The organism is Pseudomonas sp. GW456-12-1-14-TSB6, assembly GCF_059424205.1.
The window spans coordinates 1-18,561 of the sequence record NZ_JBWKZE010000002.1 but is presented as its reverse complement, the minus strand read 5'-3'; the positions used below and the strand labels follow the sequence as shown (position 1 = coordinate 18,561).

Annotated in this window: 19 protein-coding genes; 9 read left to right on the top strand and 10 right to left on the bottom strand. The window is 59.1% G+C overall.

The genetic code is table 11. The features are described 5' to 3' along the window. Nucleotide 1: 1 nt before the first annotated feature. Nucleotides 2-1,912, bottom strand: coding sequence for an esterase EstP (gene estP, locus AC07Y2_RS01645; RefSeq protein WP_103385423.1), 1,911 nt, complete (start codon nucleotides 1,910-1,912; stop codon nucleotides 2-4). A gap of 402 nt (nucleotides 1,913-2,314) precedes the next feature. Between estP and AC07Y2_RS01640 the strand changes: the two genes are divergently transcribed. The 4 genes from AC07Y2_RS01640 (at nucleotide 2,315) to AC07Y2_RS01625 (ending at nucleotide 5,595) form a co-directional block, all read left to right on the top strand. Further along, nucleotides 2,315-2,908: an aminodeoxychorismate/anthranilate synthase component II gene (locus AC07Y2_RS01640; protein WP_007956309.1), complete on the top strand. Its 594-nt coding sequence runs from the start codon at nucleotides 2,315-2,317 to the stop codon at nucleotides 2,906-2,908. A gap of 9 nt (nucleotides 2,909-2,917) precedes the next feature. Continuing rightward, a complete protein-coding gene (gene trpD, locus AC07Y2_RS01635; protein WP_039768098.1) occupies nucleotides 2,918-3,967 on the top strand; it encodes an anthranilate phosphoribosyltransferase in 1,050 nt (349 codons plus the stop codon). Next, nucleotides 3,964-4,800, top strand: a complete 837-nt coding sequence (gene trpC / locus AC07Y2_RS01630) for an indole-3-glycerol phosphate synthase TrpC (protein ID WP_103385424.1) — start codon at nucleotides 3,964-3,966, stop codon at nucleotides 4,798-4,800. Before trpD ends, trpC begins: the two co-directional genes overlap by 4 nt. Nucleotides 4,801-4,896: 96 nt before the next feature. After that, a complete protein-coding gene (locus AC07Y2_RS01625; RefSeq protein WP_039768101.1) occupies nucleotides 4,897-5,595 on the top strand; it encodes a lipoate--protein ligase family protein in 699 nt (232 codons plus the stop codon). A 10-nt stretch (nucleotides 5,596-5,605) separates the two neighbouring features. Here the strand turns inward: AC07Y2_RS01625 and crp are convergent, their stop codons facing one another. Then, nucleotides 5,606-6,250 carry a cAMP-activated global transcriptional regulator CRP gene (gene crp / locus AC07Y2_RS01620; RefSeq protein WP_011336190.1) on the bottom strand — a complete coding sequence of 215 codons (645 nt, stop codon included), beginning with the start codon at nucleotides 6,248-6,250 and terminating at the stop codon, nucleotides 5,606-5,608. A gap of 236 nt (nucleotides 6,251-6,486) precedes the next feature. Here crp and AC07Y2_RS01615 point away from each other — a divergent pair, with 236 nt between their 5' ends. Together AC07Y2_RS01615 and speD are read left to right on the top strand one after the other, a co-directional pair. After that, on the top strand, nucleotides 6,487-6,909 hold the full coding sequence (locus tag AC07Y2_RS01615) for an OsmC family protein (RefSeq protein WP_016772921.1): 423 nt from the start codon (nucleotides 6,487-6,489) through the stop codon (nucleotides 6,907-6,909). 237 nt (nucleotides 6,910-7,146) lie between these two features. After that, complete coding sequence (gene speD / locus AC07Y2_RS01610; RefSeq protein WP_007956315.1) at nucleotides 7,147-7,941, top strand: adenosylmethionine decarboxylase; 795 nt, start codon at nucleotides 7,147-7,149, stop codon at nucleotides 7,939-7,941. Between the two features lie 61 nt (nucleotides 7,942-8,002). Here speD and coq7 read toward each other — a convergent pair whose 3' ends face one another. The 6 genes from coq7 to hemJ all read right to left on the bottom strand — a co-directional run bounded on the left by coq7 (nucleotide 8,003) and on the right by hemJ (nucleotide 12,479). Beyond that, a complete protein-coding gene (coq7, locus tag AC07Y2_RS01605) occupies nucleotides 8,003-8,650 on the bottom strand; it encodes a 2-polyprenyl-3-methyl-6-methoxy-1,4-benzoquinone monooxygenase (RefSeq protein WP_007956317.1) in 648 nt (215 codons plus the stop codon). A gap of 107 nt (nucleotides 8,651-8,757) precedes the next feature. Then, nucleotides 8,758-9,096 (bottom strand): histidine triad nucleotide-binding protein, encoded by a 339-nt coding sequence (locus AC07Y2_RS01600; protein WP_007956318.1) that lies wholly within the window; start codon nucleotides 9,094-9,096, stop codon nucleotides 8,758-8,760. Between the two features lie 81 nt (nucleotides 9,097-9,177). Further along, complete coding sequence (locus tag AC07Y2_RS01595; protein WP_007956321.1) at nucleotides 9,178-9,966, bottom strand: SDR family NAD(P)-dependent oxidoreductase; 789 nt, start codon at nucleotides 9,964-9,966, stop codon at nucleotides 9,178-9,180. 61 nt (nucleotides 9,967-10,027) lie between these two features. Continuing rightward, nucleotides 10,028-10,978 (bottom strand): DUF805 domain-containing protein, encoded by a 951-nt coding sequence (locus AC07Y2_RS01590; protein ID WP_103385425.1) that lies wholly within the window; start codon nucleotides 10,976-10,978, stop codon nucleotides 10,028-10,030. Nucleotides 10,979-11,048: 70 nt separating this feature from the next. Beyond that, complete coding sequence (locus AC07Y2_RS01585) at nucleotides 11,049-12,017, bottom strand: NAD(P)H-dependent flavin oxidoreductase (RefSeq protein WP_039768107.1); 969 nt, start codon at nucleotides 12,015-12,017, stop codon at nucleotides 11,049-11,051. Nucleotides 12,018-12,050: 33 nt separating this feature from the next. Then, nucleotides 12,051-12,479, bottom strand: coding sequence for a protoporphyrinogen oxidase HemJ (gene hemJ, locus AC07Y2_RS01580; RefSeq protein ID WP_103385426.1), 429 nt, complete (start codon nucleotides 12,477-12,479; stop codon nucleotides 12,051-12,053). 135 nt (nucleotides 12,480-12,614) lie between these two features. Between hemJ and argC the strand changes: the two genes are divergently transcribed. Both argC and erpA read left to right on the top strand, forming a co-directional pair. After that, nucleotides 12,615-13,649: an N-acetyl-gamma-glutamyl-phosphate reductase gene (gene argC, locus AC07Y2_RS01575; RefSeq protein WP_103385427.1), complete on the top strand. Its 1,035-nt coding sequence runs from the start codon at nucleotides 12,615-12,617 to the stop codon at nucleotides 13,647-13,649. 168 nt (nucleotides 13,650-13,817) lie between these two features. Continuing rightward, nucleotides 13,818-14,168, top strand: coding sequence for an iron-sulfur cluster insertion protein ErpA (gene erpA / locus AC07Y2_RS01570; RefSeq protein WP_003228776.1), 351 nt, complete (start codon nucleotides 13,818-13,820; stop codon nucleotides 14,166-14,168). A 72-nt stretch (nucleotides 14,169-14,240) separates the two neighbouring features. Here the strand turns inward: erpA and AC07Y2_RS01565 are convergent, their stop codons facing one another. After that, nucleotides 14,241-15,332, bottom strand: coding sequence for an anhydro-N-acetylmuramic acid kinase (locus AC07Y2_RS01565; protein WP_103385428.1), 1,092 nt, complete (start codon nucleotides 15,330-15,332; stop codon nucleotides 14,241-14,243). A gap of 3 nt (nucleotides 15,333-15,335) precedes the next feature. Further along, entirely contained in the window at nucleotides 15,336-16,760 is a 1,425-nt protein-coding gene (locus tag AC07Y2_RS01560; protein ID WP_103385429.1) for a peptidoglycan DD-metalloendopeptidase family protein, read from the bottom strand. Between the two features lie 210 nt (nucleotides 16,761-16,970). Between AC07Y2_RS01560 and tyrS the strand changes: the two genes are divergently transcribed. Then, complete coding sequence (gene tyrS / locus AC07Y2_RS01555; protein ID WP_103385430.1) at nucleotides 16,971-18,170, top strand: tyrosine--tRNA ligase; 1,200 nt, start codon at nucleotides 16,971-16,973, stop codon at nucleotides 18,168-18,170. The last annotated feature ends 391 nt before the right edge of the window (nucleotides 18,171-18,561 follow it).

Sequence of the window (18,561 nt, the reverse complement as noted above, 5' to 3'; positions counted from 1 at the left end):
ATCAGAAGTCGAGTGCTACGCCGACGTTGATCCCTTGCTGGGTGAAGTCGTCATCCTTGCGGATGTCGTAGCTCGCGCGAAATGCCAGATCCTTGGTGAGGTTGTGGCTCACGCCCAGGTTCAGGCGGTTGAGGTTGGTCTGAGGTGTATAGCCGGCCAGGGTGTAGCGATTGTTCGGCAGGCTGTTGAGGTTCATCGTCACATGCTGGGTGTCGTCGTTGTACTCGCGTTCGTGGGCCAGTTCGCCGAACACCTGGGTCTGCGAGGTGATCTGGTACTTGCCCTGAATCCCGAGGCCCAGGCGCCGGGAAATGCGTGACTGGTCATCGAACGTCAGTGCCGTGGAGTCGGCGCCGTTTTCCGAATAGCCATCGACTTCAACCTTGGCGAAGTCGGCGCTGACGAACGGCGACAGATGCCATGGGCTGCTCGCTTCTGGCGCAATGTCGTAGCCCACGCGTCCGCTGAAGGCCAGGACATAGCCGTCGGTATCGCCTTTCTCGCCGCGTTCGTTGACCCCCAGCTGGAATTTGCGTTTGAGGCTGTCGTAATCCAGATGCCCGGCGGTCACGGCGGCGTCACCCCACCAGCGGTTCTGCTGGTACTGGGCGAATGCGGTGCCCAGATAAGTGTTCAGCTTGTAGTCGGAGTCGTTGTCGCCGGCCTCGAGCTTCTGATTGTAGAAACCGGCCGCCACGCCCACACGCCAGGCGTCGTTGAGACGGTAGCTGCCGCCGATGTTCAGGTTGTAACCGTTGCCGTCGGCGCTGGCGCCGCTGCGTTGGCTGTCGAAGTCCTGATGCTGGCCGCCACCGGCGACAATCGCCCGCCATTGGCCAACGGCCTGCCAGTTTTCCCAATCTGCCAGCCACTGGTTGCGCAGTTCATCCTGATGCGAGCGCAGGGTGCCTTGGGCCATTTGCGGCAACAGGGTCGCTTCCCATGGTGCGGCCAGCAGCGAGTAGGCGTAATCGGCAATCAGGCGCTGCCCGGCTTCGGTCGGGTGGACGGCGTCGTTGTAGATCAGCTTGGACGGATCCGGGGTGGCGCTGTTGATCCCGTACCGCGCGTTCTCCGTGCAGCTGTTGCCGCTGAAGCAGGTGCCGACCAGATTCTGGTCAGTTGCCAGGCCGAACTGCGCCGGATTGGCAAATGCCTCTTTGAGCAGAACCGGGACGTTCAGCGGAATGACGTTGGCGTTGACGCTCTGCAACTGGCTGACCAGTTCGGTGTTGAACTGGGCGCTGAGTTGCGAGGTGAAGGCTTGTAGCGGCGAGCCGTTGATGGCCGGAGTCAGGCCGATGTCCGGCAACAGCCAGACCATGATGTAACGGGCGCCGGCGCCTTGCAGTGTGCGTACGCTGTCGACCAGTCGATCGGCAGCGGCATTCGCCTGAGGAAGACTGGTGACGCGGCCCTGGAGGAAATCGTTGCCACCCCCGGTCAGGTAATACAGGGCATTCGGGTCGGCGCGGAAACCGTTCGACGGCAGATAACCGGCGCGGGTGCGTTCGCCGGTGGCGGACTGGCTGGTGATCGAGTCGAGAATCTGGTCGGTACGGTAGCCGCCGACAGCCCAGTTGTTACCGTCCGGCTGGCCTTGGCCGGCACGAACTGCTGAGGACGAGGAGGCGGTCTGGTCCGGGGTGAAGCCGAGACGGCCTCCGAGCAATTGGGTGGAATTGAGTGAGTAGAACTCACCGCTGCCGTCCTGATAGTTCGGGCCCGTGCGGTTGGTGTAGCGTTCGGTGGCGCCGGCCGGGCCGCCGCTGTCGGTGAAAGTCCCCGCATCGCTCAGGCTGTCGCCGAAGACCACGAAATTCGAATAAGGATTGGGTGCGGCGTTCGCCTGGGCGCAGGCCATCGCGAGCAGGCATCCGGCGAGCGGTACAAACAACGTCTGTTTGATCATGAGCAAGTCCGTTTATTTATTGTTGTAGTGAACGAAACGACAGTACCAAAAACTTCCGGCGATTTGCCATCGGTCGTCAACCCTCCCATTGTTTTATCCCCCACGGCCCCGGCCATATTGCACGCTCCGCCCAGCTAAGTTACTGTGCCGAAACGTATGAACGAGACCTTCCCCGTGTTGATCACCAGCAAACTTCTGGATCAAGTCATCAAGGCACACGCCCGCTGGCGTTGGCGCGCCTGAATCTATTCTGCCGGCCCCGCCGGATCTGTATCGCTTTGCCTTCCTTGCCCGTTTGAAATGCCGCTGTGCCGACGCGACCTGCGCGCCTGACCGTGTGCAGCGCCTGGCAAGTCATCCGAAGGCTGTCTTCAAGTCAGAATTCAAGAGGTTCGAAACGCCATGTTGCTGATGATCGACAACTACGACTCCTTTACTTACAACGTTGTGCAATATCTCGGCGAGCTGGGTGCCGAGGTCAAGGTGGTGCGCAACGACGAACTGACCATCGCCGAAATCGAAGCGCTCAACCCTGAGCGGATCGTGGTTTCCCCGGGCCCGTGCACACCGACCGAAGCCGGCATCTCCATCGAAGCCATCAAGCACTTCGCCGGCAAACTGCCGATCCTCGGCGTCTGCCTCGGTCACCAGTCCATCGGTCAGGCTTTTGGCGGCGATGTCGTCCGCGCCCGGCAGGTGATGCACGGTAAGACTAGTCCGGTATTCCACGAGGACAAGGGTGTGTTTGCCGGGCTGAATCGCCCGCTGACCGTCACCCGCTATCATTCCCTGATTGTTAAACACGAAACGTTGCCCGATTGCCTGGAGCTGACGGCGTGGACCCAGCACGATGACGGTTCGGTCGACGAAATCATGGGCCTGCGTCACAAGACCCTGAATATCGAGGGCGTACAGTTCCACCCGGAATCGATCCTCACCGAACAGGGCCATGAACTGTTCGCCAACTTCCTCAAACAAACCGGCGGCACGCGCTAAGGACTTCCCATGAATATCAAGACAGCCCTGAGCCGTATCGTCGATCACCTTGACCTCAGCACCGATGAAATGCGCGACGTGATGCGCGAAATCATGACCGGCCAATGCACGGACGCGCAGATCGGCGCGTTCATGATGGCCATGCGCATGAAGAGCGAGAGCATCGACGAGATCGTCGGCGCCGTGTCGGTGATGCGCGAACTGGCGGACAAGGTCGAACTCAAGACCCTCGACGGCGTGGTCGATGTGGTCGGCACCGGCGGTGACGGGGCGAATATTTTCAACGTGTCGACCGCGTCTTCCTTTGTGGTCGCTGCTGCTGGCTGCACCGTGGCCAAACACGGTAACCGTGCCGTATCGGGCAAGAGCGGCAGTGCCGACCTGCTGGAAGCCGCCGGCATCTACCTCAACCTGACCCCGGTTCAGGTGGCGCGCTGCATCGATAACGTCGGCATCGGTTTCATGTTTGCCCAGACTCACCACAAAGCCATGAAGTACGCCGCCGGCCCGCGTCGCGATCTCGGTCTGCGCACCCTGTTCAACATGCTCGGCCCGCTTACGAATCCGGCCGGTGTGAAACATCAGGTGGTGGGCGTGTTCACCCCGGCGCTGTGCCGGCCGTTGGCTGAAGTCTTGCAGCGTCTGGGCAGCAAGCACGTGCTGGTGGTGCATTCGAAGGACGGTCTGGACGAGTTCAGTCTGGCGGCGCCGACCTTTGTCGCCGAGCTGAAGGACGATCAGATCACCGAATATTGGGTCGAGCCGGAAGATCTGGGCATGAAGAGCCAGAGCCTGCACGGCCTGTCGGTCGAAGGCCCGGAAGCGTCGCTGGCGCTGATCCGCGATGCACTGGGCAAGCGCAAGACCGAGAACGGCCAGAAGGCTGCCGAAATGATCGTGCTCAATGCCGGTGCGGCGCTGTACGCCGCCGACCTGGCGACAAGTCTGAAAGAGGGCGTGGCACTGGCCCACGACGCTCTGCACACCGGTCTTGCTCGGGAAAAACTCGAGGAGTTGGGTGCCTTTACCGCGGTATTCAAAGTGGAGAATGAGGGATGAGTGTACCGACGGTTCTGGAAAACATTCTGGCCCGCAAGGTTCAGGAAGTCGCCGAGCGTAGCGCTCGTGTGAGCCTGAGCGAGCTGGAAAGTCTGGCCAAGACGGCCGATGCACCCCGTGGTTTTGCCCAGGCATTGCTGGCGCAGGCCAAGAAGAAACAACCGGCGGTCATCGCCGAAATCAAGAAGGCGTCGCCGAGCAAAGGCGTGATCCGCGAGAACTTCGTTCCCGCCGAGATCGCCAAAAGCTACGAGAAGGGCGGGGCGACCTGCCTGTCGGTGCTGACCGATATCGACTATTTCCAGGGCGCCGATGCCTACCTGCAACAGGCCCGCGCGGCGTGCTCGCTGCCGGTGATCCGCAAGGACTTCATGATTGATCCGTACCAGATCGTCGAAGCCCGTGCCTTGGGCGCCGATTGTGTGCTGTTGATCGTCTCCGCACTGGATGACGTGAAAATGGCCGAACTGGCTTCGGTGGCCAAGGACGTCGGCCTCGATGTGCTGGTGGAAGTGCACGACGGCGATGAACTGGAGCGCGCATTGAAAACTCTCGACACGCCGCTGGTCGGGGTCAACAACCGCAACCTGCACACCTTTGACGTGAGCCTGGAAACCACCCTCGACCTGCTGCCGCGCATCCCGCGCGATCGTCTGGTCATCACCGAGAGCGGCATCCTCAACCGTGCCGATGTCGAGTTGATGGAAATCAGCGATGTTTACGCGTTCCTGGTCGGCGAAGCGTTCATGCGCGCCGAAAGTCCGGGCATCGAACTGCAGCGTCTGTTCTTCCCTGAACGCGGCGTTCCGGTGAGTGGTTCGACCCTCGACTGATCGAGTCTTTGCAGGCGCCCGTCCCTTTGTGGGAGCGGGCTTGCCCGCGAAGGCGGCATAAGATTCACCTCAGACTCAACGTCCTATGGAAACCTTATGATCCCCACTTCCCTGACCATCGAAGCCGGCCTGCAAGCCGAACAGGATCTGCTGGCCTCGGTCTGCGCTGGCGATGCCGAATTCGGCTTGTTGTTCTGGCAGCCCAGCGACCGCGCCTTGGTCATGCCGCGCCGTTTGAATCGCCTCTCCGGATTCGATCACGCCTGCGAAGTCTCCGCCGCGGCCGGTTGGCCGGTGTTGCTGCGTGAAACCGGCGGCGAACCGGTTCCGCAATCGGCGTCGACCATCAATATTGCGCTGGTCTACGCACCGCCTCGCAGTGAAGGCGATCTGAACCGCATCGAAACCGGTTACCGGAGGTTGTGTGATCCGATCTGTGAGTTGCTGGATGAGTTGGGCGGCACTTCGTCGTTGGGTGAAATCGACGGTGCGTTCTGCGACGGTCGCTTCAACGTCAATCTCGACGGCCGCAAGATGGTCGGCACCGCTCAGCGCTGGCGCCAGAGTCAGGGTGGTCAGCGTCCGGTGGGATTGGTGCACGGGGCGATGCTGGTGGATGACGAACGTGAGTCGATGGTCGCGGCGGTCAACCGATTCAACGAGGCGTGTGGCCTGGAGCAGCGGGTACGTGCCGCCAGCCACATCGCTCTGCACGAAAAATTCCCGGCGCCCCATGCACTGGCACGCCTCGATGAACTCTTTCGTTTGATGCTGGCGCAGATCTACGCCGGCTGAGCTATAGAACTCAGCGAGTGCCGAAGACCACCATGGTCTTGCCTTTCACATCGACCAGGTTGCGCTCCTCAAGATCCTTGAGCACGCGACCGACCATCTCTCGAGAACAACCGACAATCCGGCCGATTTCCTGACGGGTCACCTTGATCTGCATGCCGTCCGGGTGAGTCATGGCGTCCGGTTGTTTGCACAGCTCCAGCAGGCAGCGAGCGACACGGCCGGTGACGTCGAAGAACGCCAGGTCGCCGACCTTGCGTGTGGTGTTGCGCAGGCGTTGTGCGATTTGTCCGCTGAGGACGTAAAGAATGTCCGGATCCTGTTGCGACAACTCGCGGAACTTGGCGTAGCTGATTTCCGCGACTTCGCATTCAACCTTGGCCCGCACCCAGGCGCTGCGCTGCTGTTCCTGGCCGGCTTCTTCGAACAGGCCCAGCTCGCCGAAGAAATCCCCTGCATTCAGGTACGCGATGATCATCTCGCGGCCGTCGTCATCCTCGATCAGGATCGTGACCGAACCGCGGATGATGAAGTACAGCGTGTCGGAGCGATCCCCGGCGCAGATGATGTTGCTCTTGGCCGCGTGACGGCGGCGCTGGCAATGCATCAGCAGCTTGTCGAGGTTCTTGATTTTGGGTGTGGGGGTAATACCAACCATGGTTGTATCCCGAAAAGACTGCACGGTTATATTTGGTTTTTATATGAGGCGCTGAGGCGGTCGCTACACAGTCTGGCGAAGGCGCCAGTGAATTGGCGCCAGCTTACCAGACACTTCGTCGAAATTTCGAGAAATCACCTACGTTAAAGGTGCATTCGTCCTAGGAACGTGCTCGCTGTCCGGGCGGGGCCCTGTGCTAAGCTGGCGACCCTTTTTTCTACAGTGGAGTCTTGGCGATGAAGGCACGCATCCAATGGGCTGGCGAAGCCATGTTCCTCGGCGAATCCGGCAGCGGTCATGTCGTGGTCATGGATGGTCCGCCGGACGCCGGTGGTCGTAATCTGGGTGTCCGCCCCATGGAAATGCTCCTGCTGGGTGTCGGCGGTTGCAGCAATTTCGACGTGGTCAGCATTTTGAAGAAGTCCCGTCAGGCCGTTGAAAGCTGCGAAGCCTTTCTGGATGCCGAACGCGCGACCGAAGATCCGAAAGTGTTCACCAAGATCCACATGCACTTTGTGGTCAAGGGCCGGGGCCTGAAAGAAGCCCAGGTCAAACGCGCCATCGAACTGTCCGCCGAGAAGTATTGTTCGGCCTCGATCATGCTCGGCGCCGCCGGCGTAGCGATCACCCACGACTACGAAATCGTTGAACTCGGCTGAGCCGACATTCAACTATCATAAAAGCAGTGCAGACTCTGGCGATCCCCCGCTGACGTCTGCATAATGCGCCACTTTTTTCAGGGCCGTGATCAGTCAACCGACGGGTCATCCGCCTGAACAGATAACCAAAATCGCCATCGCGAAGAGGTGTTAACCGTCCTACGCAGGTGCGTTGTTCGCACTTGACGGGCATGCTTGATCACGCGGCCGTGCCGCATACATAGAGAGTTTTTAACGGTGAAAAGCAAACTCAAGCTCCACGGGTTCAATAACCTGACAAAGACCTTGAGCTTCAACATCTATGACATCTGCTACGCGGAAACCCCGCAAGACCAGCAGGCTTACGTCGAGTACATCAATCAAGAGTACAACGCCGAACGCCTGACGCAGATTCTCACGGAAGTTGTCGAAATCATTGGTGCCAACATTCTGAACATTGCGAGTCAGAACTATGAGCCTCAGGGTGCCAGCGTCACGATTCTGATCTCGGAAGAGCCGGTGACCCCGACCGAAAGCCAGATCGAAGAATCCCCGGGCCCGTTGCCCGAAATCATCCTGGCCCACCTCGACAAGAGCCACATCACGGTGCACACCTACCCGGAAATCCATCCGGACGCCGGTATCGCGACCTTCCGTGTGGACATCGACGTGTCGACCTGTGGTGTCATTTCACCGCTCAAAGCGCTCAACTTCCTCATTCACCAGTTCGATTCGGACATCGTGACCGTGGATTACCGTGTGCGCGGCTTCACCCGTGACGTTGAAGGTAACAAGCACTTCATCGACCACGAGATCAACTCGATCCAGAACTACCTCTCCGAAGACACCCGCGACGCGTATCAGATGACCGACGTGAACGTGTACCAGGAAAACCTGTTCCACACCAAGATGCTGCTGAAAAACTTCGAACTGGACAACTACCTGTTCGGCGACGCCACCAGCAATCTGTCTTCCGAGCAACGTGCTCAGGTGACCGAGCGTGTGAAGCACGAAATGCTGGAAATCTTCTACGCGCGCAATATGCCGAGCTAAGAAATCCAGGCACAAAAAAAGGCGACTGCTTTGCGGCAGTCGCCTTTTTTATGGGCGTTTTTCAGATCCGGTAAGTGCTCTTGGTCATCACTTTGGCCAGCAGGCTCATGCCGAACTTCACCGGCGCCGGAAAGCGGAAACCGCCAGCCTCCAATGCACTTTCCGCATGATGCTCTTCATCAATACGCATCTGCTCCAGAATCGCCCGGGATTTTTCGTCCTCGGCCGGCAGTTGCTCCAGATGCTCGTTCAGATGCTTGCAGACCTGATGCTCGGTCGCCGCGACAAACCCGAGGCTGACCTTGTCGCTGATCAGCCCGGCCACTGCACCGATGCCGAACGACATGCCATAGAACAGCGGATTGAGCACGCTGGTGTGGCTGCCCAGCTGGTGAATGCGCTGTTCGCACCAGACCAGATGATCGATCTCTTCTTCGGCCGCATGCTCCATGGCCTCGCGCACCTGTGGCAGCTTGGCGGTCAGCGCCTGGCCCTGATACAGCGCCTGGGCGCAGACTTCACCGGTGTGGTTGATGCGCATCAGGCCGGCGACATGGCGGGTGTCTTCATCGCTCATCTGCACATCGGGCTGCACGATCGCCGGCGACGGACGGTACGGCTGGCCGCTGAAGGGCAGCAGGGTACGCATCGCGGCATCGGCTTGCAGCAGAAGACGATCAATGGGCGAGTAGTGACGTTGGGTAGTCATGCTGACCTCCGGGAAGAATCTCGGCGGCCAGTTTAACCGAATCGGCCGGGGAAGGTTTGCGCTGGGTCATGTGGGAGCGGGGCGCTCCCACCGATCGTTGGGTTCAATCAGCCCGGCGGCCAGTTCATCTGGCGTTGACCGAGCACGTGCATGTGAATGTGGTAGACAGTCTGCCCGCCCATTTCATTGCAGTTCATCACCACCCGGAAGCCTTCCTCGCAACCCAGTTCCAGCGCCAGACGCTGGGCGGTGAACAGGATATGCCCGGCCAGTGCCTTGTCGTCTTCGGTCAGGTCATTGAGGGTGCGTACCGGTTTCTTCGGGATCACCAGAAAATGCACCGGTGCCTGTGGGGCGATATCGTGGAACGCCAGAACCTGGTCGTCCTCGTAAATGATCTTCGCCGGGATTTCCCGGTTGATGATCTTGGTGAACAGAGTATCCACAGCTGTTTTCTCCGTTGTTTGGGCTGGCCTGAGTGTACTCATAGGGGGATTAGCCCGCCCAGTGTTTTGCCGTAGGGCTTTTCAGCGCGGGCAGTAAGCCTTGTTGACCATGCCGACAATCGTGCGATTGAGCCAGCGCGAACCGAGCCGTGGCAGAAAGGCGAACCAGCGGTTTCGGCGTCCGGGAATGATGATCGCGCGGTTTTTCTCCAGGGCGCGCACGGTATACAGCGCGACCTCCTCGGGGCTCATCAGCAGTTTGCTGGCGTTGAGTTTGTCGTTGTTCAGTTGCGCGGTGCGAAAGAACGCGGTGCGGGTCGGGCCGGGACAGAGCACCGACACCTTGACCGCACACTTCTTCAATTCCACCCGCAGTGCTTCCGAGAAGTGCAGAACATACGCCTTGCTGGCGTAATAGGTGCTCATCCACGGCCCGGGGTTGAAGGCCGCCACCGACGCGACATTGAGAATCTGCCCGCCGCCCTGCAACGCCATGCTGTTGCCGATGGCATGGCAGAGGCGGGTGAGCGCGAGGATGTTCACTTCGATCAGGTCCTGCTCGGTCATCCAGTCCTGGGCGAGGAACGGGCCGCAAGTGCCGATGCCGGCGCAATTGACCAGCAGATCGATCTGCCGGTCGCCTTCTTCAAGCTCCAGCAGAAAGCCGGACAGGCGCAGCGGCTCGCCGAGATCACAGGCGCGGAACAGTACCTCCACGCCGAAGCGCTGGGTCAGTTCAATCGCAATGCTTTCCAGCTGATCACGCTGGCGAGCCACCAGAATCAGGCTGCGGCCACGGCGTGCCAGGGCTTCGGCCATGGCCAGGCCGATGCCGCTGGAGGCGCCGGTGATCAGAGCGTAACGGGTCATGCAAATCTCCATCGCAACAGCGCCGCGCCGTCGACGCAGGTGTCACGGCGGGGAGCGTTGTTCATTCTTTCGCAGAGTCTACAGGGGCGAGAGCAGCTTCGGCTGCATCGTCTGCCGAATTCGCGGCCGGCTCGACTTCGACATCGATTTCATCGGTGGTCACCGAACCGCTCTCATAGCTGCTTTCAAGACTGCTTTCGTATTCCTGCTGGATGGCGGTAATCCCACCCAGCAAGCCGCCCATGAAAAACAGCCCGATAAACACGATCCACAAAGAGCACAGCACTTTGACTGCCGTACTGTTCGGCGGAGGTGGTGGGCCATAGCGGTTGGCGCCGGTATTGCCCGGCACGACCATGATCACCAGCGGGAAGAAGCTGCCCACGAACGGAACAAGGGTCAGCAGCCAGAGCCATCCCGACCAGCCGATATCGTGCAAGCGCTGAATGCTGAACAGGATGCCGACGATCGCGAAGGCCAGAAACAGGAAGAAGGCGAGAAGACCGCCGATGATCAGGCCGGTCGTCGAGTCGGCGCTGACCAGGCCCAGACCGATCAGCGCGAATACGCTGACGATTGGCAGGGCGACCAGGCTCAACACCATCGACCATGCAAGGTAACGCAAGCGACCGATCCGGCCTTCAACGCTGAGCGGCTTGAGAGGCGCGAATGCCGGCAGGCTTTCACCGACGGCGGCGCGAGGGGGCGCATAAGGCGAGTCAGGCTCCGCGACGGCAGCGCTTTGCTCGTGGACATCCGACAGATTCAGCTCGATGGGCGTTTCCGCTTCGATCCGGGCGTCGATCCCGGTCTTGCCCAGCGCTTGCAGATAGGTCTGCGCATCGCTGTGCGACAGATCACGCTTGAGCGCGACGGTGCGGCCATTGAACAGGCGCTCGATGGCGGCGACATCGCTTTTGAACAGATCGGCCAGGTTCAATTTGGCCGTGGTGATATCGACGCCGGGCTGGAGCGCGCCGTCGAAAACGATCTTGTAACGGGGTTCGCTCATGGCCGAGGCATCCTTGTCGCGAGATAAATTGAGTCTAAGGCCAGTCAGACAGCGACCGGCCAGGTTTCATTCAGCGCGGCCAGCGTTTCGGCAGTTGCGCTGCGTGCTCCAGGGCTTGGCGGTACTCGGCATCGAGACGCGCCACCAGTTGATCCACGCTTGGCAGATCGTCGATTTGCCCCACGCCCTGACCCGCAGACCACACGGTTTTCCAGGCCTTGGCTTCGTCGTTGATCGGCTTGAGCTTGTCGCCGAAATTCACTTCACCCTTGCCTTGCAGGGCTGCCATGTCGAAACCGGCGGCCTCCAGGCTTTGGCGCATGAAGCTGGCCGGAACACCGGACACGGCAGGAGTATGAATGATGTCGGCGGCTTTGGCAGTCAGCAGCATCTGCTTGTAGGCGTCAGGCGCATGACTTTCAGTGGTGCCGATAAATCGCGTGCCGAAGTAGGCCAGATCCGCGCCGAGCAGTTGTGCGGCGAGAATCTCATGCCCATGGTTCAAACATCCTGCAAGCAACAGGGTCTTGTCGAAGAACTCGCGGATCTCGGCGATCAGCGAAAACGGACTCCAGGTCCCGGCGTGCCCACCGGCACCGGCTGCAACAGCGATCAAACCATCGACACCGGCCTCGGCGGCTTTCTCGGCATGGCGGCGGGTCGTCACGTCGTGGAAGACCAGACCGCCGTAACTGTGCACGGCGTCTACTACTTCCTTCACCGCGCCGAGGCTGGTGATGACGATAGGTACCTTGTGCTGGACGCAGATGTCCAGGTCCGCCTCCAGACGTGGATTGCTCTTGTGAACAATCAGATTCACGGCATAAGGCGCCGGGTTCTCCAGTGTCGCCAGGCCTGCTTCGATCTGCTCCAGCCAGGCCTTGAACCCGCTGCTTTCGCGTTGGTTCAGCGCCGGGAAGCTGCCAACCACGCCGTTGCGGCAGCACGCCAGCACCAGTTCAGGATTGGAAATCAGGAACATCGGTGCCGCCACCACAGGCAGGCGCAGACGTTGTTCGAGCAGAGCGGGCAGCGACATCGGAAGTACCCCGGAAAGTTGTATTTGTTGAAGTTAGAACGGCTTGACCACGACCAGAATTACGATAGCCAGCAATAGCAGAACCGGCACTTCATTGAACCAGCGATAAAAGACATGGCTGCGGGTGTTCTCGCCACGGGCAAAACGTTTTACCTGCGCGCCGCACATGTGGTGGTAGCCGATCAACAGCACGACCAGGGTCAGTTTGGCGTGGATCCAGCCACCGCTGCTGAAGATGCCCGGGTTCAGGTAGATCAGCCAGCCGCCGAAGATCAGCGCGGCGATCATTGCCGGGCCCATGATGCCGCGATAGAGCTTGCGCTCCATGATGCTGAAGCGTTCCTTGCTGATCGTGTCTTCACTTTGCGCGTGATAAACGAACAGTCGCGGAAGATAGAAGAGGCCGGCAAACCAGCACACGATGCTGACGATATGAAGCGCTTTGATCCACAGATAGAGCATATTGGGTTATTCCCTGATTCACGGTAGGTCGGATAGTAGAGGCTTGAGCGTCCGCACGTCACCTTGACGGTTGTCGCAGGGGCGCGCGGCCCCTATTATCGACGGCTTTCCAGTGGGTTCGTTGAGGGCAGGTTTATGGTCAAGGTCGGTATCGTCGGCGGCACGGGTTACACCGGTGTCGAACTGCTGCGTCTGTTGGCACAGCATCCGCAGGCAGAAGTGGTGGTGATCACTTCCCGATCCGAGGCCGGTCTGGCCGTGGCTGACATGTACCCGAACCTGCGCGGTCACTACGACGGTCTGGCATTCAGCGTGCCGGACATCAAGACGCTGGGCGCTTGCGACGTGGTGTTCTTCGCGACTCCGCACGGCGTTGCTCACGCACTGGCCGGCGAATTGCTGGCGGCCGGCACCAAGGTCATCGACCTGTCGGCAGACTTCCGTCTGCAGGACGCCGATGAATGGGCCAAGTGGTACGGCCAGCCGCACGGCGCGCCCGAGCTGCTGGACGAAGCGGTTTACGGCCTGCCGGAAGTCAATCGTGAGCAGATCAAGAAAGCACGCCTGATCGCGGTGCCGGGTTGCTATCCGACCGCGACGCAGCTGGGTTTCCTGCCGTTGCTTGAGGCGGGCATTGCCGACTCTTCCCACCTGATCGCCGACTGCAAATCCGGTGTCAGCGGTGCCGGTCGTGGTGCTGCCGTAGGCTCGCTGTACTCCGAGACGTCGGAAAGCATGAAGGCCTATGCGGTGAAAGGTCACCGTCATCTGCCGGAAATTCGTCAGGGGCTGCGTCGTGCTGCAGGCAAGGACGTCGGTCTGACTTTTGTGCCTCACCTGACGCCGATGATTCGTGGCATTCACTCCACGCTCTACGCGACTGTGGTGGACCGCTCGGTGGATCTGCAGGCGCTGTTCGAGAAACGTTATGCCAATGAGCCGTTCGTCGACGTGATGCCGGCTGGCAGCCATCCGGAAACCCGCAGCGTGCGTGGCGCCAACGTCTGCCGAATCGCGGTTCACCGTCCACAGGATGGTGATCTGGTGGTGGTGCTTTCTGTGATCGACAATCTGGTCAAGGGCGCGTCGGGTCAGGCGGTGCAGAACATGAACATCCTGTTCGGGCTGGATGAGCGTCTGGGCCTGTCCCACGCCGGCATGCTGCCGTAACGACTGATCTTGCTTGGTAAAAAGGCCCGTCTAACGGGCCTTTTTGCATTCTGGTCGGTTGATCTGCTTTATTGATATACCGTAACAATAGTTGACCGATTTTCTAGGACAAGCGGATAATGCGCGTCATCACGCATTATGGCGGCGTAACGCCGGGAGATAGTCAGCATGAGCGTCGAATCCTTCACCCCCACGGCTTTGCAATTCACTCAAGGTGCCGCGCACAAGGTGAAGAGCCTGGTCGATGAAGAGGGGAATGATCGCTTGAAGCTGCGCGTATTCGTTACGGGCGGCGGTTGTTCAGGGTTTCAGTACGGCTTCACCTTCGATGAAGATGTGGCCGAGGACGACACCATCGTCGAGCGCGAAGGCGTCAGTCTGGTGGTTGATCCGATGAGCTTCCAGTACCTGGCAGGTGCCGAGGTGGATTATCAGGAGGGTCTGGAAGGTTCGCGTTTCGTGATCAAGAACCCGAATGCCACCACCACTTGTGGTTGCGGCTCCTCGTTCTCGATCTGATAGCGTTTCACCGAACACAATAAAACGCCGCAGAACCTCACGGTTCTGCGGCGTTTTGTTATCTGCGATTTGTCAGTTGGGGTAGATGGCGCCGAGTACGCGCAGGCCTTTGGCGCCGGTGACGCTCGGGCGATTGGCGGCGATCCCTTCCAGACAGCAGTGAGCCAGCCAGGCGAAGGCCATGGCCTCGACCCAGTCCGGATCAATGCCATGAGTCGACGTGCTGGCGACCTTGGCGTTCGGCAGCAACCCGGCCAGACGATTCATCAGTGTTGCGTTGTGAGCGCCACCGCCGCAGACCAGCAGTTCCCGAGTGTCGGACTGAGCGCTTTGCAGTGAATCGACAATAGTCAGTGCGGTGAGCTCCAGCAGCGTCGCTTGCACGTTCTCCGCCGGGAACACTGGCAGGCGCGAAAGGTGTTGCTCCAGCCAGGGCAGGTTGAAGACTTCGCGGCCGGTGCTCTTTGGGCCTTGCGTCACGAAAAACGGATCGCTGAGCAGGGCTTTCAGCAGGGTGGGCTCAACCTTGCCGCTGGCTGCCCATTGCCCGTTGCGGTCGTAGTTCTCGCCTCGTTGCTGATGAATCCAGGCATCCATCAGCACATTCCCAGGCCCACAGTCGAAACCGGCTACAGGCTTGTTCGGCTCAATCAGACTGAGATTGCTGAAACCGCCGACATTCAGGACCGCGCGGTTACCGGTACGCTCTTCGAACAACGCTTCATGAAAGGCCGGAACCAGCGGGGCCCCCTGGCCACCGGCGGCTACATCGCGGCTACGGAAGTCGCTGACGACGGTGATGCCGGTCAGTTCGGTGAGCAGGGCGGGGTTACCGATCTGTACGGTGAAACCGCGTGCCGGTTCATGGCGAATGGTCTGGCCGTGGCTGCCGATCGCGCGAATGGCTTCAGGCTTGAGCTGTTGCTGTTCGAGGAGGGTATGGATCCCTTGCGCGGCGAGCTTCACCCAATTCTGCTGGGCAATCGCTGAACGGGCGATTTCGTCAGGGCCGCTGGCGCACAAGCCAAGCAGCTCGGCGCGCAGGGTGTCAGGCATGGGGATGTAGTGCGTGGCGACCAGATTGATCGCCGAGGATTGCTCGATCAGGGCGATGTCCAGCCCGTCGAGACTGGTGCCGGACATCACGCCGATATAAAGAGCCATGGCTTAACGTTTGCTCGAAGCCAGCATGGTGGCTTTTTCCTGATCCATACGAGCCATCAATGGCTGGCTCTGCGCCAGGAAGCGAGCGCGTTCGGATTTGGCGATCGGGTCGGCCATCGGCAGCTTCTGGCCCAATGGATCAACGTGGACACCGTTGACCTGGAACTCATAGTGCAGGTGCGGGCCGGTGGACAGGCCGGTGGTGCCGATGTAACCGATCACCTGGCCCTGTTTAACTGTGCCGCCGGTCTTCACGCCCTTGGCGAAGCCCTGCATGTGTCCATACAGCGTACGGTAAGTGTTGCCGTGCTGGATGATCACGGTGTTGCCGTAACCGCCGCGACGGCCGGCCAGCAGCACTTTGCCGTCGCCGGCAGCCTTGATCGGCGTACCGCGCGGGGCGGCGTAGTCGACGCCTTTGTGGGCACGGATCTTGTTGAGGATCGGGTGTTTGCGGCCCATGGAAAATTTAGAGCTGATGCGGGCGAAGTCCACCGGTGTACGGATGAACGCCTTGCGCATGCTGTTGCCATCTGCGGTGTAGTAGCTGCTGTTGCCCTGCTTGTTGGTGTAACGCACGGCAGTGTAAGTCTTGCCGCGGTTGGTGAAGCGGGCGGACAGGATCGGACCGTTGCCAACGGCTTTGCCGTTGACCACTTTCTGTTCATAGATCACATCGAACTCGTCACCCTGGCGGATATCCTGGGCGAAGTCGACGTCGTAGCCAAAGACACTGGCCATGTCCATGGTCAGGCTGTGGGACAGGCCTGCGCGGGCGGCGGACTGCGACAGCGAGCTGTTGATCACACCGTGTACATAAGCGGTGCGAACAGTCGGTTTGGCGGTAACGCGGTTGAACACATAACCCTTGTCATTCTTGGTCAGGGTGATGGTTTCAACGTCGCTGACCTTGCTGTGCAGGTTGGTCAGCTGACCTTGGGGATTCAATTCGAATTCGAGTTTCTGGCCATGTTTGAGCTGACTGAACTGCTTGGCTTGTCTATCACTGGCCAGCACTTCATGGACGGCCGCGGCCGGGAGGCCAACTTTCTCGAACAGTGTAGAAAGCGTATCGCCCTTGGAGACGATCACTTCCCTGTGATTTGGGGCCTTCTTTTCTTCAGCTACCGGTGTCGGCGCTGGTGCGGCCTGAGCGGTTTCCTGCGTCTCTTCGGCGCTGTTTTCGATCTGCGCGAAAGGGGAAGCTACGGACTCATTTGTGGCTTGAGCTGCGTCGGCAGCGTCTTGATCTTGTGTCAGTTGTTCAGCAGGACTTTCCAGTTCAAGGCTCAGCGTTGTCTTTTTGGCTTCAACATCACTGGATGGAAACACCAGGAGCGCCAAGCTGAGAAGGGCGGCGATCCCACTTGCGGCGAGCAGGTGGGTCTTCGGGTAAAGCGGTGGCGCTTTAGACGGTTCAGTGGTCATAAGTAATTTGACTTTGAAAAAGATGAATTGGAAAAGATGAATGACATGATGAAGATGAAATAACTGTATAAAATATAACCAAATCATCTCTGAAGCAAGTCTGCGGACGCCCTGTCCGTGGATTGGTGTCCGTGCGCCGGGCAAAACTTGTATTTGGTGCGCGATCTTGTATGGTTGGTTCCCTTTGAATCTGAGCCTTGCGGGTCTGTTATGAAGTCGGTTGAAGAGCAGCTAGCGCTGATTAAACGTGGTGCGGAAGAACTGTTGGTCGAGTCCGAGCTGATCGAAAAGCTCAAGCGTGGCCAGCCGCTGCGAATCAAGGCCGGCTTCGATCCAACTGCGCCGGATCTGCACCTTGGTCACACTGTGCTTATTAATAAGCTGCGCCAGTTCCAGGAGCTGGGGCATCAAGTGATCTTCCTTATTGGTGATTTCACCGGAATGATCGGTGATCCGAGCGGCAAGAGCGCCACTCGCCCTCCATTGACCCGTGAGCAGGTCCTGGAAAACGCCGAGACCTACAAGGCCCAGGTGTTCAAGATTCTTGATCCGACGAAAACCGAAGTCGCGTTCAACTCTACCTGGATGGATCAGATGGGGCCTGCGGACTTTATTCGTCTGACTTCGCAGTACACCGTTGCTCGTATGCTCGAGCGTGATGACTTCGACAAGCGCTACACCACCAATCAGCCGATTGCCATTCACGAATTCCTCTATCCGCTGGTGCAGGGTTATGACTCGGTTGCTTTGCGCGCTGACGTTGAACTGGGTGGTACCGATCAGAAGTTCAACCTGCTGATGGGGCGTGAGCTGCAGCGTGGTTATGGCCAGGAAGCGCAGTGCATCCTGACGATGCCGTTGCTTGAAGGTCTGGATGGCGTGAAGAAGATGTCCAAGTCGCTGGGCAACTACGTCGGTATCCAGGAAGCGCCGGGTGTCATGTACAGCAAGCTGGTCTCGATTCCTGATGCGTTGATGTGGCGCTACTTCGAGTTGCTCAGCTTCCGTTCAATGGATGAGATCAATGCGTTCCGTGCTGATGTGGAGGCGGGCGCTAATCCTCGCGATATCAAGATCAAGCTGGCCGAGGAGATTGTTGCGCGCTTCCACGGTGAAGAGGCTGCGGCCAATGCTCACCGTGGTGCGGGTAACCGTATGAAGGATGGCGAGCTGCCGGATGATCTGCCAGAGATCGAACTGACAGCTGCCGAGGATATGCCGATTGCTGCTGTCCTTAATAAAGCGGGTCTGGTGAAGAACTCGGCAGCTGCTCGTGATCTGCTGGCTTCCGGTGGTGTGCGTGTAGATGGTGAGGTGGTTGATCGTTCCTTTATATATGTACTGGGCGCGACTCACGTTTGCCAGGCCGGCAAGAAGGCTTTCGCACGGATTACGCTGAAATCTGAGTAAAGTTGAAATAAGGGGTTGACGGCGAATTCCAGAGGTCTATAATTCGCCCCACTTCCGGCGCAGTCGAAACGGAAAACTCCTTGAAATTCAATGAGTTAAGCGGGTTTTGAATGTGGGTCGCTTCAGTTCATCGAAGCCTGGAAGGAGTTGGAAATGCCGGTTTTCTGGTGCTTTCAACGGTTCGATCTTCTCGGTCGAAAGCGGAGAAAAAGAGGTGTTGACAGCAGCGTGTAACGCTGTAGAATTCGCCTCCCGCTAACGAGAGATCGGAAGCGCAAGTGGTTGAAGTTGTTGAAGAAATCTTCGAAAACTTCTGAAAATAATCACTTGACAGCAAATGAGGCTGCTGTAGAATGCGCGCCTCGGTTGAGACGAAAGATCTTAACCAACC